At 39.9% G+C, this 16,613-nt stretch carries 15 protein-coding genes; 4 read left to right on the forward strand and 11 right to left on the reverse strand.

Annotated elements, in window-relative coordinates; genetic code table 11:
* Positions 1-128: 128 nt before the first annotated feature.
* On the reverse strand, positions 129-593 hold the full coding sequence (gene smpB / locus NC797_RS00615; RefSeq protein ID WP_272434648.1) for an SsrA-binding protein SmpB: 465 nt from the start codon (positions 591-593) through the stop codon (positions 129-131).
* 202 nt (positions 594-795) lie between these two features.
* On the opposite strand from smpB, the gene NC797_RS00620 reads away from it, so the two are divergent.
* Positions 796-1,659 (forward strand): GNAT family N-acetyltransferase, encoded by an 864-nt coding sequence (locus NC797_RS00620; RefSeq protein WP_272434650.1) that lies wholly within the window; start codon positions 796-798, stop codon positions 1,657-1,659.
* A gap of 200 nt (positions 1,660-1,859) precedes the next feature.
* Here the strand turns inward: NC797_RS00620 and rnr are convergent, their stop codons facing one another.
* From rnr to secG, 3 genes are all read right to left on the reverse strand, one after another.
* Positions 1,860-4,139: a ribonuclease R gene (rnr, locus tag NC797_RS00625; protein WP_272434651.1), complete on the reverse strand. Its 2,280-nt coding sequence runs from the start codon at positions 4,137-4,139 to the stop codon at positions 1,860-1,862.
* Positions 4,140-4,184: 45 nt separating this feature from the next.
* Entirely contained in the window at positions 4,185-4,928 is a 744-nt protein-coding gene (locus tag NC797_RS00630) for an alpha/beta hydrolase (RefSeq protein ID WP_272434652.1), read from the reverse strand.
* Positions 4,929-5,313: 385 nt separating this feature from the next.
* Positions 5,314-5,544: a preprotein translocase subunit SecG gene (secG, locus tag NC797_RS00635; RefSeq protein ID WP_272434653.1), complete on the reverse strand. Its 231-nt coding sequence runs from the start codon at positions 5,542-5,544 to the stop codon at positions 5,314-5,316.
* Positions 5,545-5,690: 146 nt separating this feature from the next.
* Here secG and NC797_RS00640 point away from each other — a divergent pair, with 146 nt between their 5' ends.
* From NC797_RS00640 to ptsP, 3 genes are all read left to right on the forward strand, one after another.
* Positions 5,691-6,620, forward strand: coding sequence for an alpha/beta hydrolase (locus tag NC797_RS00640; RefSeq protein WP_272434654.1), 930 nt, complete (start codon positions 5,691-5,693; stop codon positions 6,618-6,620).
* A 192-nt stretch (positions 6,621-6,812) separates the two neighbouring features.
* Positions 6,813-7,079: a phosphocarrier protein HPr gene (locus tag NC797_RS00645; protein WP_272434655.1), complete on the forward strand. Its 267-nt coding sequence runs from the start codon at positions 6,813-6,815 to the stop codon at positions 7,077-7,079.
* Positions 7,080-7,082: 3 nt separating this feature from the next.
* Positions 7,083-8,798: a phosphoenolpyruvate--protein phosphotransferase gene (gene ptsP / locus NC797_RS00650; RefSeq protein ID WP_272434656.1), complete on the forward strand. Its 1,716-nt coding sequence runs from the start codon at positions 7,083-7,085 to the stop codon at positions 8,796-8,798.
* 179 nt (positions 8,799-8,977) lie between these two features.
* On the opposite strand, the gene eno is transcribed toward ptsP, so the two are convergent.
* The 7 genes from eno to NC797_RS00685 form a co-directional block, all read right to left on the reverse strand.
* On the reverse strand, positions 8,978-10,264 hold the full coding sequence (gene eno, locus NC797_RS00655) for a phosphopyruvate hydratase (protein WP_272434657.1): 1,287 nt from the start codon (positions 10,262-10,264) through the stop codon (positions 8,978-8,980).
* Between the two features lie 18 nt (positions 10,265-10,282).
* Positions 10,283-11,821 (reverse strand): 2,3-bisphosphoglycerate-independent phosphoglycerate mutase, encoded by a 1,539-nt coding sequence (gpmI, locus tag NC797_RS00660; RefSeq protein ID WP_272434658.1) that lies wholly within the window; start codon positions 11,819-11,821, stop codon positions 10,283-10,285.
* Positions 11,814-12,575, reverse strand: coding sequence for a triose-phosphate isomerase (gene tpiA, locus NC797_RS00665; RefSeq protein ID WP_272434659.1), 762 nt, complete (start codon positions 12,573-12,575; stop codon positions 11,814-11,816). The genes gpmI and tpiA overlap by 8 nt, the downstream gene beginning before the upstream one ends.
* An 18-nt stretch (positions 12,576-12,593) precedes the next feature.
* Positions 12,594-13,775, reverse strand: a complete 1,182-nt coding sequence (locus tag NC797_RS00670; protein WP_272434660.1) for a phosphoglycerate kinase — start codon at positions 13,773-13,775, stop codon at positions 12,594-12,596.
* Positions 13,776-13,895: 120 nt separating this feature from the next.
* Positions 13,896-14,903, reverse strand: a complete 1,008-nt coding sequence (gene gap / locus NC797_RS00675; RefSeq protein ID WP_272434661.1) for a type I glyceraldehyde-3-phosphate dehydrogenase — start codon at positions 14,901-14,903, stop codon at positions 13,896-13,898.
* A 46-nt stretch (positions 14,904-14,949) separates the two neighbouring features.
* Positions 14,950-15,978 (reverse strand): sugar-binding transcriptional regulator, encoded by a 1,029-nt coding sequence (locus NC797_RS00680; RefSeq protein WP_272434662.1) that lies wholly within the window; start codon positions 15,976-15,978, stop codon positions 14,950-14,952.
* A 195-nt stretch (positions 15,979-16,173) separates the two neighbouring features.
* Positions 16,174-16,413 (reverse strand): glutaredoxin family protein, encoded by a 240-nt coding sequence (locus tag NC797_RS00685; RefSeq protein WP_272435206.1) that lies wholly within the window; start codon positions 16,411-16,413, stop codon positions 16,174-16,176.
* Between the last annotated feature and the right edge of the window lie 200 nt (positions 16,414-16,613).

Here is a 16,613-nt window from a genome sequence, read left to right on the forward strand (position 1 = left end):
ATAACGAGGGAAACGGAAAGAAAATCAAGCTATATTGCAAGTGATGTTATTATTATTTTATTTTGTTGAGACAATATCTATTATAACACATCACCAAAATATTTCAACCGAGGTTCACATGGAAACCTCTACCGATTATTATCCTTTAATGCACGATCCATATCGCGTTTTGCTTGTTTTCGTTTTAAATCTTCACGTTTGTCGTATTTCTTCTTCCCTCTTCCAAGGCCGATTAATACTTTTGCGACTCCATTTTTGATATAAATCTTAAGTGGGATGAGGGAATAGCCTTGCTGCTGCGTTTCACCAATAAGTTTATCAATTTCTTTACGATGTAATAATAATTTTCTAGTCCGAACAGGATCATGATTGTAACGATTCCCTTGTTCATATGGGGAGATGTGTAAGTTATGCAGAAAAGCTTCTCCACGATCGACTCGTGCAAAGCTATCCTTTAAATTGACTCTGCCAGCACGGATCGACTTAATCTCCGTACCTTGTAATACGATTCCTGCTTCATATGTTTCCTCAATAAAAAAATCATGATTTGCTTTTCGATTTTGGGCAATAGCTTTTCCTTGACCTTTTGGCATAACCAGTTCCTCCTCTTGCTCCGTGTGAACATTTTAACAGAAAAGCGACTTGATTCCAATATCGGTGTGTTTTTAATTTCCATCAAAGCAGATGCGCCGCTTATCATTTGGTGACTTTTGAACATCCTTTTATAGACAAAGAAACGTGATTCATGAGAAAATATTTGTTGTTGTGTAATAATTTAAAGCGGAAGGTGTACATATGGTGGAACAGCAGCTGATACAAATACGAAAACTAACAATGAATGATTATGATGCTTTTAAACAAATGAAGACAAGTGTAGAGGATGACTACATTGTCCGAATTTTCCCAGACCTTATCCATTCCGAAAATCAAATTTTATATGGACTGTTTAGTGGGGAAACACTTTTGGCTATGGCTGGTTATACGCTATTTCCAGGTGGCTTAGCCATGCTAGGCAGACTGCGAAGCAACATGCATTTTTTGTCAAATGGGCATGCAACCGATCTCCTTACTTACATAATGGAGAAATTGCGTCAGGATCCCTCCGTTATTTGGATTGGGGCTAATACAAACGAAGGAAACGCACCAGCAAGACGGGTATTAGAAAAATTAGGACTGGCACCAATAACTACCCTTTATTCCCTCACAATTAAGGATAAGAAGCACATTCAAGGGGTCGATGGTCCAATTTGGACAAAAATTGACTCTATTAAGCAAAAAAGAGAGTTGCTACTTTCTGTGCAGAACAATGATTTAGGTGGGGTCTTCCCTTTCGAATGCTACTACCCGCTTCCACTCGTTGATTCATTGATTTCTGATGCGTATTTGGAGGACTCTATTTTTTACCAAAGTCCTGATCAAAAACGATTTCTCACGATCAAAAAGGATCGAAAAGATGAGTGGTATGGTCATGTGAAGTATTTTTGGAATGACCATTTTGAAACACCAGGATTTTGGAATACCGTTTTTTCGTACTTAACGAAACAATCAGATGAAATCGGAATATGGATCGATTTTTCCAAACAAGGATTCCATCAAATTCCGAATCGAGCTGGTTTTGATGTAGAGGATCCGTGGATGTTATATGGGCAATTTAAATAAATGATCGATCGTTTCACAGGAACTGACTTTACTTGAGGTATGTTTGACGATTCATGCTTTATTCGCTGAATTTGCATTTCACATGAACGAATTGGTATTCGATGTGACATATCTCCCATATAGATGTGCACGCATTTAAAATACGACAAATACGAGCGCCACCGTTCAAGAGGGTATCCCATTTCAGGATACCCTCTTCGCTATTTTTTCTTTTTTGATCTTGTCTTCTTTTTCTTGTTCCCACCATTTTTGCCCTTATGTGCTTTGCCTTTACTAGCTGGTGGAGCTGCGTTTGTTCGTTTTGCTTTGATCACTTTTGGACGTTCTGGTGCGACTCGTTCTTTTCTTGGTTTCATGCCAACTACTTCAAAATCAATGACACGTTCATCGAGATTTACATTGACAACGCGGATGGTTATTTCATCCCCGATCCGAAAGACGTTGCCTGTCCGTTCACCGATCATTGCATATTGACGATCTTCAAAATGGTAATAGTCATCCGTCAAATAACTGACATGAACGAGTCCTTCAATCGTGTTTGGCAATTCTACAAACAACCCAAAACCAGTGACAGAGCTGATGACACCATCAAATTCTTCGCCAATTTTGTCCTGCATAAATTCTGCCTTTTTCAAATCGTCTGTTTCACGTTCTGCATCTACTGCGGCTCTTTCCATTTCAGATGAATGTCGTGCAATTTCGGGTAATCGGTCTTTCCAATGTGATTGTGTTTGATTGTCTAGTTTACCCTCAACTAAATATGTTCGAATGAGTCGATGGACCATTAAATCTGGGTACCGACGAATTGGTGATGTAAAATGGGTGTAAAAATCTGTTGCCAATCCAAAGTGTCCAATCCCCTGTGGATCATATTTTGCTTGTTTCATCGATCGAAGCATTAACTTAGAAATAATCATTTCTTCTTGTGTGCCCTCTACTTCATCTAACACAGCCTGTAATGCTTGGGGATGCACTTCATTTGATGTGCCTTTAACGACATAGCCTAAATTGGCGATAAACTCAAAAAAATGTTGGAGCTTCTCAGGATTTGGATCCTCGTGAATACGATGAATAAATGGGACGTCTAACCAATGAAAATGTTCTGCTACCGTTTCATTTGCTGCTAACATAAACTCTTCTATCAACTTTTCTGCAACCGACCGTTCACGTATTACAACATCTTTTGCTTTTCCTTCATCATCTACGAGAACCTGTGCTTCCTTAAAGTCAAAGTCGATTGCCCCTCGATTCATACGTTTCTGACGTAATACTGCAGCAAGTTCTTCCATATCCTTGAACATTGAAACTAAAGGATCGTACTTCTGGATGAGTTCCTCGTCTTCCTCTACCAAAATTTTGTTCACATCACGATATGTCATGCGCTCCGTCGTTTTTATGACGCTTTGAAAAATTTCATGATTGACCACGTCTCCTTGTGGACTTATCTCCATTTCACAGCCTAATGTTAGTCTGTCCACTTGTGGGTTAAGGGAACAAATACCGTTCGACAAACGGTGTGGAATCATTGGAATAACACGATCAACTAAATAAACACTTGTCCCGCGTTCTTCAGCTTCTTTGTCAATTGGCGAATTTTCGTCCACGTAATAACTAACATCTGCAATGTAGACCCCCAACTTATAGTTTCCATTGTCCAAACGCTTAACTGTAACGGCATCATCTAAGTCTTTCGCATCTGCTCCGTCTATCGTAACGATCGTTTCATCACGTAAATCCTTTCGATTCGCGATCTCATCTTGGTGAATGGTTTCTGGGACGTTGTTCGCATGCTCCATTACTTCTTCTGGGAAATCAACTTTAATTCCATGCTTATGAATAATGGAAATGATGTCTATTCCAGGATCGTTTTTATGTCCTAGAATTTTGATAACTTCACCTTCTGCACTCATCCGTGCCTCTGGATATTTCGTGATTTTTGCAATAACCTTATGTCCATCAACTGCACCCATTGCTGCACTTTTTGGAATAAAAATATCATTTGGAATTCGTTTATCATCTGCAATAACAAAGCCAAAATGGCCGTTGTCATCATACGTTCCGACTACTTCGGCTGACGCACGTTCTAGAATCCTTATGACAGAGCCTTCAGGACGTTTGCCTTGCTCATCTCTACCGTCAATTCGAACGAGTACGGTATCATTATTCATTGCGGAGTGTAAATCAGAGTGGTTAATATATACATCATCCTGGTCTTCCTGATCAGGAATTAAAAAGGCAAATCCTTTTGCGTGCATTTGTATTTTTCCGCGAATCAAATTCATTCGTTCTGGTGGGCCATATCGATTTTTACGTGTACGGACAAGCTCCCCTGCTTCCTCTAATTCATTCAAACTTTTCATCAATAGCTTGAATTCCTCAGGATCCTTCAATTCTAATATTTCCTCTATCTCTTGAACAGATAGTGGTTTAGACGCATTTTCTCGAAAATAATTGGCGATCTCTTCTTTCATTTCGTTCATCAATTGCTCACCTTCCTTCACATTTTGTTTTGCTTTTATTATGTCTTATGACCATTCGAGTGATTCTAAAAACCGAAAGATATCTTCATGAAGCTGTTCTTTCTCCTTGTCGAGTGTGATCACATGGCCAGAATTCTCATACCATTTCATGTCCTTCTGCTCTGACTCTACATTTTCATATATGTAAGTGGCACTTTTCGTATTAATCATTTCGTCTTTTCTAGCCTGCACAACAAAAGTCGGCGTATAAATGTGATCAATATGATTTTTTACCTCTGTAATAAGTTCACCAAGTCCATGAAACATGTCCTGTGAATCTTGTAGTAGTATTTCAATTTCCTTGTCAATCGTTTCTTCATTCTTTTGTTCCAATTGTTTATATTCCTTTGCAAATGTTTGAAATCCTTTTGTCAATTGAGTTTCATTATCAAAAAACATTGGTGCACACATCGGAATGACTGCTTTAATTTGTTCTGAATATGCCAAACGTAAGCCAAGTACACCTCCAAGAGATAAGCCAGCTACGGCAATTTGTTCATAACCTAATTCTCGTAAATCATTTAATGCCTGCTGAACATCCTTCCACCATTGATCTTGGTTTGTTTGAATCAGTTCTTCTGGCGGGGCTCCGTGTCCACGATAGATTGGAGCATGGCAGGTATATCCTTTTTTTTGTAAAAACCGACCGAGCATCCGGACATCTGCTGTATGTCCAGTAAATCCGTGTAAAAGTAAAACCGCTCTTGAACCTTCCTCAAACGTGAATGGTTGTGGTTGTTTGATTCGCATGATTGATGCTTCCCCCTTACGTGCACTTTAAGAATGTATAAGTTATTGTCGAATTTAAGTAGAATAAACGTTATCACATGTACCTATTTTTGGAAAATGCGTGTTTTTCTAATTCCTGTTATATCCTCTCTTTTAATTATTGCCCTAAATGGAAAAACGTAAACTGTATGAAGAAATCCCTCACCATAATGGTAAGGGATTTACTACTTCTAGTCTATTTAACTAACTAGAGGATGTTCAAAAAGTCACCAAATGATAAGCTGCGCATCTCTTCGTTGGCTTGTTTTTCCGTTACTCACGTATTAAAAGCATACGTTCCGTTACTCAAAACTACGCCGCCTCGACCTGCTTGCTTCTAATTTGCCGACTTTTTGAACACGCACTACTATAGAATAAACCCAACTGTAAACGTTAGAATAAACAAAAGCACTCCTGTGACGACGGTTGCTCGATGTAATACAGCATCAATCCCACGTGCCTTTTGTTTTCCAAATAATTGTTCAGCACCACCAGAAATTGCTCCAGAGAGTCCTTCGCTTTTCCCTGATTGTAATAGTACCAATACGATGAGTACAATTGCATCAATAACTAATAACGTAATCGCAACTCCATACATGTTGCGTACACCTCCTAAACGCACAAATACATAATGATAATGTAGCATAAATGGTCAAGAGATACAAGCTGAATTTTTTCGGTGGAATGTCTTTTTAGATAGGTATATGATGATAAAAAGATTATATTTACTTGGAGGAATGTTCGATGGACACTACAGATCATTGGTTAGAAGCGAAAGATCAACATCAAATTCGAGTCAAAAAATGGACAAAGCAAGAAACGAACCCTAGGGCTATTGTTCAGATTTCCCACGGTATGGTTGAACATATTAATCGCTATGAGCCTTTTGCCACTTTTCTTGTCCAGCATGATGTATTTGTTTATGGTAATGATCACCGTGGGCATGGAGAAACAGGAAGAAAAAATGGGGTAATGGGACACCTTGCCGATGAAAATGGATTTGATTTGGCAACGGATGATCTTCATCGTGTAACAACGTTAATCAAAAATGATTTCCCAAACACCCCTATTTTCCTTTTCGGTCATAGTATGGGATCGTTTCTTGCAAGAAGGTATATTCAACAATTTAGTCAGGATATTGACGGTATCATCCTTTCTGGAACAGGTCATCATCCAGGAATAATGAATAAATTTGCTAGATTATTAGCGAAAAGAGAAATGAAACGGGCGAATAAGCTTGGCCCTTCGATGTTTTTGAATAAGCTAACCTTTCATTCCTATAACAAACGCATTGATAACCATCAAACACATTTTGATTGGCTAACAAGGGACGAAAAACATGTTCAAGATTATATAAATGATCCAGAAACTGGATTCGTACCAACGGCAACATTTTTTTATGATCTATTTATCGGGTTTGATAAGATCTATGATATATCAAGAGTCAAGAAAATAAGAAAAGATCTTCCATTTTTATTCATTAGCGGAGAAGAGGACCCAGTTGGCAATTATGGCAAAGGGGTTCGAGAGGTAATAAAAGCGTATAAAAATCAAGGGATTCTTGACATTGAAGCTCAGTTATATGAAGGCGGACGCCACGAAATGTTAAATGAAATCAACAAAGAAGCGGTATATGAAGATATATGGAATTGGATCGTGAACAAAATAGAGTAATAAAGAAGTAATTCTTTTACCGCCTTTTTCTACTAATTTCGACAAAACATTGACGGCATTTCTTGAAAATACACCTAGATTAGGGGTAAAATAATGAGAGGAACTGATTGTTTATAGAGGTTGTTCATTCAAAAAGTCACCAAATGATAAGCGGCTACTTTTTGAACACGCACTTATAGAGGAGGAATAATTATGGTGGAAAGAACAATAACCATAACAGATGATACTGGTATACACGCACGCCCAGCTACTGTACTTGTTAATCGAGCAGGTGGCTTTGAATCAGACATAAATGTAGAATACAAGGATAAAACCGTTAACTTAAAGTCAATAATGGGGATCATGTCTTTAGGCATTCCAAAAGATGCACAGATTAGAATCACCGCTGTAGGCTCCGATGAAGAAGACGCCATACAAGCAATCGTTGACGTGATTAAAAATGAAGGGTTGGGAGAATAATTCATGGGTAACATTAATGGCATTGCAGCATCAAGTGGGATTGCAATCGCAAAAGCATACCATTTAGCAGTCCCAAATCTTTCTTTTGAGAAACGTACGATTGAGAGTTCAGAAGAGGAAATCAATCGTTTAATAGAAGCACTAGAAACGTCAAAAAAAGAATTAGAGCAAATCAAAGAGAATGCTAAAAAAACACTCGGGGATGAGCATGCTGAAATTTTTTCCGCCCACCTGCTTGTATTAAGTGATCCTGAAATGATCAATCCGATAAAAGATACAATTGAAACGGAAATGGTGAATGCAGAAGTAGCACTGGACCAAACAGCAAACATGTTTATTGACATGTTCAAAAACATGGATAATGCATACATGCGAGAACGAGCTGCAGATATCCAAGATGTTACGAAGCGGGTAATGGCTCATTTATTGCAGGTTTCTTTTCCAGACCCTGCCTTAATCGACGAAGAAGTCATCATCGTTGCGGAAGATCTTACACCTTCTGATACAGCACAGCTCAACAAACAGTTTGTAAAAGGGTTCACGACAAATATTGGAGGTCGCACATCTCACTCTGCTATTATGGCGCGATCACTTGAAATACCTGCGGTTGTAGGAACAAAAACGATTACAGATCAAGCAAACAAAAATGATCTCGTTATTGTCGATGGAATTGATGGAAAAGTTATTATTAGCCCGACAGAGAAAGAACTCCAATCCTATCAAGAAAAGCAAGGTCAATTTGAAAAACAAAAAAGAGAGTGGGCCAAGCTGAAAAATGAGCCTACAAAATCTGCTGATGGCGTAAATGTGGAACTTGTTGCAAACATTGGAACGCCTGAGGATGTTTCTGGTGTTATTTCCAATGGCGGTGAGGGGGTCGGCCTATATCGAACAGAATTTTTATATATGGGGAAAAGCCAACTTCCTACTGAAGAAGAACAATTTAACGCATACAAATCTGTACTTGAGCAGTTAGGGGAAAAACCAGTTGTTGTTCGTACACTAGACATTGGTGGAGATAAGGAATTGGACTATTTGGACCTTCCTAAGGAATTGAATCCTTTCTTAGGCTTCCGCGCCATTCGATTGTGTTTAGAACGCGATGATATTTTCCGAGTTCAACTGCGTGCGCTGCTTCGTGCGAGTGTACACGGGAATTTAAAAATTATGTTCCCGATGATTGCTACTTTAGAAGAATTCCGACAAGCAAAAGCCATTCTTATGGAAGAAAAGGACAGGCTCATTTCAGAAGGACATAGTATGTCTGACTCTATAGAAATCGGAATTATGGTCGAAATCCCTTCTACAGCTGTAGCTGCACCTCAATTTGCCAAGGAAGTGGATTTCTTTAGTATCGGAACGAATGACTTAATCCAATATACGATGGCAGCCGATCGCATGAATGAACGCGTTTCTTATTTATATCAGCCATATCATCCTGCCATATTAAATCTTGTCCATCATGTTATTGAGGCCGCTCATGCAGAAGGTAAATGGGCAGGAATGTGTGGTGAAATGGCAGGCGACTCGATTGCGATCCCAATTCTGTTAGGACTTGGATTGGATGAGTTTAGTATGAGTGCAACATCTATTTTACCCGCCAGAACCCAAATTAGAGATTTATCAAAGGCGGAGCTAGTGGGATATAAAGATAAACTGTTATCCATGAGCACTGCAGATGAAGTAGAACAGTTTATCAGAGAAAAAACGAACCAATAAAAACCTGCCTACTAGTGCTAAGTGATTCGCTTTTAGTAGAAAAAATATAAATAAACAAATTTAATAGCATACCAAATCATGTTCGTGATTTGGTATGCTACTTTTAATGGATATATCAAGGTTACTTCATAACGGAACCGTTTATTCGATATGATCCGTTGTGTTTTTTTATTCACAAATTATTTATTCAAATTGTAAAATGCAGTTTCTCCAGCATAGATGCTCGTTCCGACTAATTCGTCCTCAATTCGGAGTAGCTGGTTATATTTCGCAACACGATCTGTACGAGAAGGTGCACCTGTTTTGATTTGTCCTGCGTTTGTTGCAACAGCAATGTCTGCAATCGTTGCATCTTCGGTTTCACCAGAACGATGGGAAATGACAGCCGTATAACCTGCACGTTTTGCCATTTCGATCGCATCAAACGTTTCTGTCAACGTACCGATTTGATTGACTTTAACAAGAATAGAGTTGCCTACACCTTGCTCAATACCTTGAGCTAGACGTTTTGTATTGGTAACAAACAAGTCGTCGCCTACGAGTTGGACACGATCGCCAATTCGTTCCGTTAAGAGCTTGTGACCTTCCCAATCATTTTCATCCAAACCATCCTCAATCGAAATGATTGGATATTTATTGATCATTTCTTCGTACCAACCGACCATTTCTTCGGAGGTTCTAACTACACCTTCACCTTTTAGGTTGTATTTGCCGTCTTCATAGAACTCAGATGACGCAACATCCATTGCAAGCTTCACTTGTTCACCTGGCGTATAACCAGCGGATTCGATCGCTTCCATGATCGTCGACAATGCTTCCTCATTTGATTTAAGGTTCGGTGCAAATCCGCCCTCATCACCAACACCTGTGTTGTATCCTTTTGTCTTTAATACTTTTTTAAGGGAATGGAAAATTTCTGCTCCCATTCGTAATGCTTCACGAAAGGTGGGCGCGCCAACTGGCATAATCATGAATTCTTGAATATCCACGTTGTTATCAGCATGTTCCCCGCCATTTACAATGTTCATCATTGGTGTAGGTAATGTTTTTGCATTAAATCCACCTAAGTATGTGTACAACGGAACTCCAAGATAATCTGATGCAGCATGTGCTACTGCCATGGATACGCCCAAAATAGCATTTGCGCCTAAATTCCCTTTGTTTTCAGATCCATCCAATTCAATTAAAAGTTCATCAATGACAACCTGACGTGTAACATCAAGACCGATAAGCTCTGAAGCAATTTTTTCATTGACATTTTCAACAGCTTGTAGTACTCCTTTACCAAGATAACGGTTCTTATCCCCGTCTCTTAATTCAACAGCTTCATGCTCGCCAGTTGACGCTCCACTCGGCACTAAAGCTGATCCAAAAGCGCCTGACTCTGTAAAAACTTCCACCTCTACGGTCGGGTTTCCGCGTGAATCTAAAATCTCTCGTGCATAAACATCCGTAATGTATGGCATTGTATTCTCTCCTCTAATTTATGATTTAATTAGTGATTCACCTGTCATTTCCTTGGGCTTTTCAACTTGTAAAAGGTCTAATAAGGTAGGGGCTAGATCCCCTAGCTTTCCACCGTCTCTTAGTTCAACCCCTTCTTTTGTTACGATCACTGGAACGGGATTTGTCGTGTGTGCGGTCATTGGATTTCCTTCGACTGTGACAACCTCATCCGAGTTGCCGTGGTCCGCTGTGATAATCGCATAACCACCTTTTTCGGTAATTTTATCGATAATTTTTCCTAAACAATCATCCACGGTTTCAATCGCCTTAATGGTTGGTTCAAGCTTACCGGAGTGACCAACCATATCTGGGTTTGCAAAATTTAAAATGATTGCATTCTGCGTTTCTTCATCCAGCTCCTTCAACAGTGCATCGGTTACTTCATATGCGCTCATTTCAGGCTTTAAATCGTACGTTGCCACCTTAGGAGAATCAATTAAGATTCGTTTTTCCCCAGGAAATTCCTGCTCACGGCCACCACTCATAAAGAATGTTACATGAGGGTATTTTTCTGTTTCGGCAATGCGCAGCTGGTTTAAGTCATTCTGGGCTAACACTTCTCCAACGGTGTTATCTAAGTTAACAGGTTCATATGCCACGTATCCGTCAACCGTTTCGCTAAAATTTGTCAAGCCTACGAAATAAATGTTTTTCGGTACATTAGCACCACGATCAAAATCTCTAAAATCGTCATTCGCAAACGTACGTGAAATTTGAATCGCACGGTCTGGTCGGAAGTTGTAAAAAATGATCGAGTCCTCATTTTGGATAGTTGCTTTTGGTTCTCCTGCTTCATTCGTAATTACGGATGGAAGCACAAACTCATCATGTATGCCATTTTCATATGAATCCTCTACAACAGCGATCGGATCGCGATAGGTTGGACCCTCACCATACACCATCGCATCGTAAGCCTTTTTGACTCGATCCCAGCGTTTGTCTCGATCCATGGAATAGTAGCGGCCTGAAATCGTGGCGAATTCTCCCGCACCATATTCCTTCATCTTTTCTTCGGTTTGTTGAATGTATGTTTTGGCAGTTTGTGGTCCAACGTCCCTTCCGTCCAAAAATCCATGGACATACACTTTTTCCAAGCCGTTTTCACCCGCCATTTTTAATAAAGCGAAAAGGTGGTCGATATGACTGTGCACACCACCATCAGACAACAAGCCGAAGATATGCAAAGCTTTCCCATTTTCCTTGGCATGATTCATTGCACGTAAAAATGCTTCATTTTCATAAAAATCGCCATCGCGAACAGACATGTTTACTCGCGTTAAACTTTGGTATACAATCCGTCCAGCTCCAATATTAAGATGGCCGACTTCTGAATTTCCCATTTGTCCATCTGGTAAACCCACTGCTTCACCTGACGCCTCCAATTGGTTGTGTGGATACTGCTTCCAATAGCGGTCAAAGTTCGGCTTTTTCGCTTGTTTTACTGCATTCCCCTTTTCTTCATCGCGTATCGCAAAGCCATCCAGGATGATAAGGGCGGCTAGTTTTTTGTTACTCATTTACACCAGCCTCCACAAGCTGCAAAAATGAATCAGCCTCAAGGCTTGCTCCACCAACTAAAGCACCGTCAATATCGGACCGTAAAAGTAGTTCCTTCACATTGGCAGGCTTTACACTTCCACCATATTGAATCCGGACAGAATCGGCGACAGCTTCAGATACGTTAGCTTTGACTACCTTACGAATATGTGTGCAAACTTCATTCGCCTGTTCAGAAGTAGCTGTTTTTCCTGTACCAATTGCCCAAATAGGTTCATATGCAATAATTACTTGCTTTACTTGCTCATCTGATAATCCTGCAATCGCCCGCTTCACTTGTGCTTCAACATGGTCCATTGTTTCATTGTTTTCCCTTTGCTCTAATGTTTCACCGACACATACAATTGGAGTAAGGCCAACATTAAATGCTGCATGCGTTTTTTTGTTCACTGTTTCATCTGTCTCTGCAAAATACGCACGACGCTCCGAATGACCAAGCACGACATAAGTTACTCCCGCATCTTTTAACATGCCAGGACTTACTTCTCCAGTAAACGCTCCACTTGCTTCGAAATGCATGTTTTGTGCCGCGATGTGCAAATCTGTTCCCTTGGCCTTTTCAACGAGTGCTGGTAAAAATAAAAAAGGTGCACAAACAACCGCTTCTACTTGATCATTGGCTGGAATACGATTTTTTGTGTCCTCGACAAACTGTACCGCTTCAGCAAGCGTTTTGTTCATTTTCCAATTACCTGCAATTACCTTTTTACGCATCCTGATTCACCTCTCCAATTATTTATCGTTTAACTTTTGAACGCCTGGAAGTTCTTTACCTTCCATAAATTCTAGAGATGCTCCTCCACCAGTTGAAACATGATCCATTTTATCAGCATAACCGAATTTTTCTACTGCAGCAGCTGAGTCGCCACCACCAATAACCGTGTATCCTTTTGTTTTAGCAAGCGCTTCTGCGACTGCTTTTGTGCCATTCGCAAATTGTTCAAGTTCAAATACACCCATCGGTCCGTTCCAAATGACAAGCTCTGATGTTGCAACGATCTCTTGGTATCGTTCTCTTGTTTTTGATCCAATATCAAGTGCTTCCCAATCTGCTGGAATGTCTTCAATGCCAACCTCTTCTGTATTTGCTTCATTCGAAAAATCATCTGCAACGACAACATCTACTGGTAAAAGAAGTTCAACACCGTTATCAGCTGCTTTTTTCATAAATTCCTTCGCTAAATCAATCTTATCTTCTTCTAATAATGATTTGCCAATTTCATACCCTTTCGCTTTTACAAACGTATAAGCCAAGCCTCCACCAATGATTAGATAGTCTACTTTGTCTAGTAGGTTGTCAATCACACCTATTTTATCCTTTACTTTGGCACCACCGATAATAGCCGTAAACGGACGCTCTGGGTTCGATAATGCTTTTCCTAGAACTTCGAGCTCTTTTTCCATGAGAAAACCAGCTACTGCAGGCAAATGATTCGCAATACCTGCTGTTGATGCATGGGCCCTGTGCGCCGCCCCAAAAGCATCATTAACATACAAATCAGCCATCGTCGCAAATTCCTTCGCTAGCGCTGCATCATTCTTCTCCTCGCCTTGTTCAAACCGAACATTTTCGATTAACAAAACATCACCATTTCCAAGTTGGCTAATCGCTTGATTCACCTCTGACCCGTATACCTCATCTGTCTTTGTTACGGTCTTTCCCAGTAAATCACTAAGACGCTTTGCAATTGGATCAAGGCGAAGCTCCTCTACAACTTCTCCTTTAGGTCGGCCAAGATGACTCGCCAAGATGACCAAAGCACCTTGGTCAACTAAATACTCTATCGTTGGGAGAGCTGCACGGATTCTTGTGTCATCCGTTACTTCGCCATTGCTCATTGGAACATTAAAATCAACGCGACAAAATACTTTTTTTCCGCTTACATTTACGTCCTTAATCGTTTGTTTATTCACATTTTCAACCTCCTCTACGTTGTGTGGTCTCACCTTATCATTTCCAAATATATGTATATCAAATTGGTAAAAAGGAGGAGAATGTCTCCTCCTCCCTATCAAATCTAGTTTCTCTTACTATTATATACCTTTATTTTTTAAGTAAACAGCTAAATCAACACAGCGGGTAGAGTAGCCCATTTCGTTATCATACCAAGTAATCACTTTCACTAGGTTATTGTCTAATACCATTGTTGATAATGCATCAACAGTAGAAGAATTTGTGTTTCCTACATAGTCTGCAGATACAAGTGGTTCTTCACTATAGCCTAATACTTGTTTCATTTCGCCTTCAGCAGCTTCTTTAAGTGCTGCATTAACATCTTCTGCAGTTACGTCTTGTTCTAATTCTGCTACAAGGTCAACGATCGAACCATCTGGAGTTGGAACACGCATTGCCATACCATTTAGCTTTCCTTTAAGTTCAGGAAGTACCTTTTCCACCGCTTTAGCCGCACCAGTTGAAGTAGGAATAATATTCTCTGCAGCTGCACGTGCACGACGGTAGTCCTTGTGCGGTAAGTCAAGAATTTGTTGATCATTTGTATAAGAGTGAACGGTTGTCATTAGTCCGCGCTTCAAGCCAAATTTGTCGTTTAACACTTTTGCTACAGGTGCTAAAGAATTAGTTGTACAAGAAGCATTCGAAATGACATGATGATTTGCTGTATCATATTTATCTTCGTTCACACCCATTACAATGGTGATGTCCTCTTCTTTAGCAGGTGCAGAAATGATAACCTTCTTAGCCCCAGCATCTAAATGTTTTTTTGCATCTTCACGTTGCGTGAAACGTCCTGTAGACTCGATTACGATTTCAACTCCAAGGTCGCCCCAGCCAAGATTGGCAGGATCACGCTCTGACAATACTTGGTATTCTTTCCCTGCAACAACTAAGTTGTTCCCATTTACAGTCACTTCCTCTTCCAATACACCATGGACAGAGTCGTACTTAAGTAGGTGTGCAAGCATGTTAGCATCTGTTAAGTCGTTCACTGCTACAACTTCCACTTCGTTATTTCTTAGTGCTTGACGAAATACATTACGACCAATACGTCCAAAACCGTTTATACCTATTTTTACTGTCATGCTAAATTCCTCCTTGAATTTTACATCTATAATTTTAAATTTATAGTTAAAGGGATATGTCCCTAGCTAACTTATTTGCCGCACCTTCATCCGTTATCAGTACATTACTTTTTCCTTGCTTGAAATAAGAGTAAATAGCTTTTGCTTTCGACTCTCCACCAGCAACAGCAATGACACATTTGGATTGATGAAGATCTTCCAACTGCAATCCGACGGTTCGTACCTTATGCACCACTTTTCCATCTTTGTCAAAATAATAACCAAACGCCTCACTGACCGCATGACCATTGATGATTTTCTTCGTGTTATCCAACGAAGTTTTTCTCCGTTGTGCCATCGTTAAGGCATCACCAATTCCATGTATAACAACATGCGCATCCCGGATAAGCTCTAAAATTTCTCCAACCGAAGGCTCACCAATAATCATTTGATACGACTCCTCACTAAGTGGATCTGGTACGTGAAGCAATCGATACTGGCCATTTGCCTTTTTTGCCATTTCAGCACAGATCGTGTTCGCTTGGTTTTCCATTCGTTCACCAAGCCCACCTCTAGCGGGAACAAACATACAATTGCTAGCTTGATCAAGCGGGAGCATCACTTCTGCCACAGCAGCCATCGAAGTACCACCAGTCACGGCAATCGTTTGGTTTGCCTTTAGGATTGTCTTTAAATAGTTTACACTTGCTTTTCCCATTTCTTGTTTTACCCAATCTAGTTCATCACTATTACCAGGTACTACAATCACATGGTCTACGTGTAATATTTCCTTCAACTGTTGTTCTAAAACACTAAAACCAGACACTTCTTTTATAAAATCACCCAACTGCCTAACGACATCATACCCCTCTTGTGTCAGTGACATCCCCTTTGCTGTCACTTCAATCAAGCCATGGTAACTCAAAAAATCGATTTCACTTCTAACAAGCCTTTCAGCTAGTTCGATGTTATTTGCTAGACTCCTGCGACCGATTGGCTCCATAAGCTGGATGTAGTGCAAAATTTTATACCGTCTTTGCATGACAGCTAGCACGTCGGGGAATAATTTCTTTTGAAGATCAATCAATGCTCTCATCGGATAGCCTCACTTTATAAACTGGAGTATCGCGGGATGATTTTGTCCCTGCTAGTCATAATATGTCCCGACTAGTGCAAAAAAAATCCTTTTTCTGAAAAAAGCCATTAGTAAATATTGCGTACATTTAAATTTTATCATTTAGCTTGAAAACCTTCAACAAATAAATACAATTTTTACGAAAACCACATTGTTTTAATGTGCTTCCTTTAATGCTTCTTCTATGGTGAGGAGACTAATGATTCCGCTGTCTATTTCCTTTCCATTAACCTCTACAACTGGAATCATGATCTGATATTTCTCAAGCAGGGCATCATCCTGGTAGATATTTACTTCCTTTAATTCAAAGGGGTGTTTCGCTTGTAGGAGTTGTAGCAGCTCTTTTGCCTCGTCACACAAGCTACAATTATTTTTTGTATAAAGTATGACCTGCATCATGTGTTCTGTTTGCCTCCTTTTGGGTTTTTTCTTTTTGAAGAGGATAAAATGTGTAATTGATCTCGGTATTTTAAGCTAAGGGATTGCTTCATACACTCCACCTCTAGACCCAAATCTTCTATACACTATTTTGCCACAAAATTTAAGATTGGGAAAGGGAAGAGGAACAAGGGGGCAGGATTCTTGTCCCTGCCCCC

Source organism: Terrihalobacillus insolitus, from assembly GCF_028416575.1.
In the GTDB taxonomy this organism is placed as follows: Bacteria; Bacillota; Bacilli; order Bacillales; family Amphibacillaceae; genus Terrihalobacillus; species Terrihalobacillus insolitus.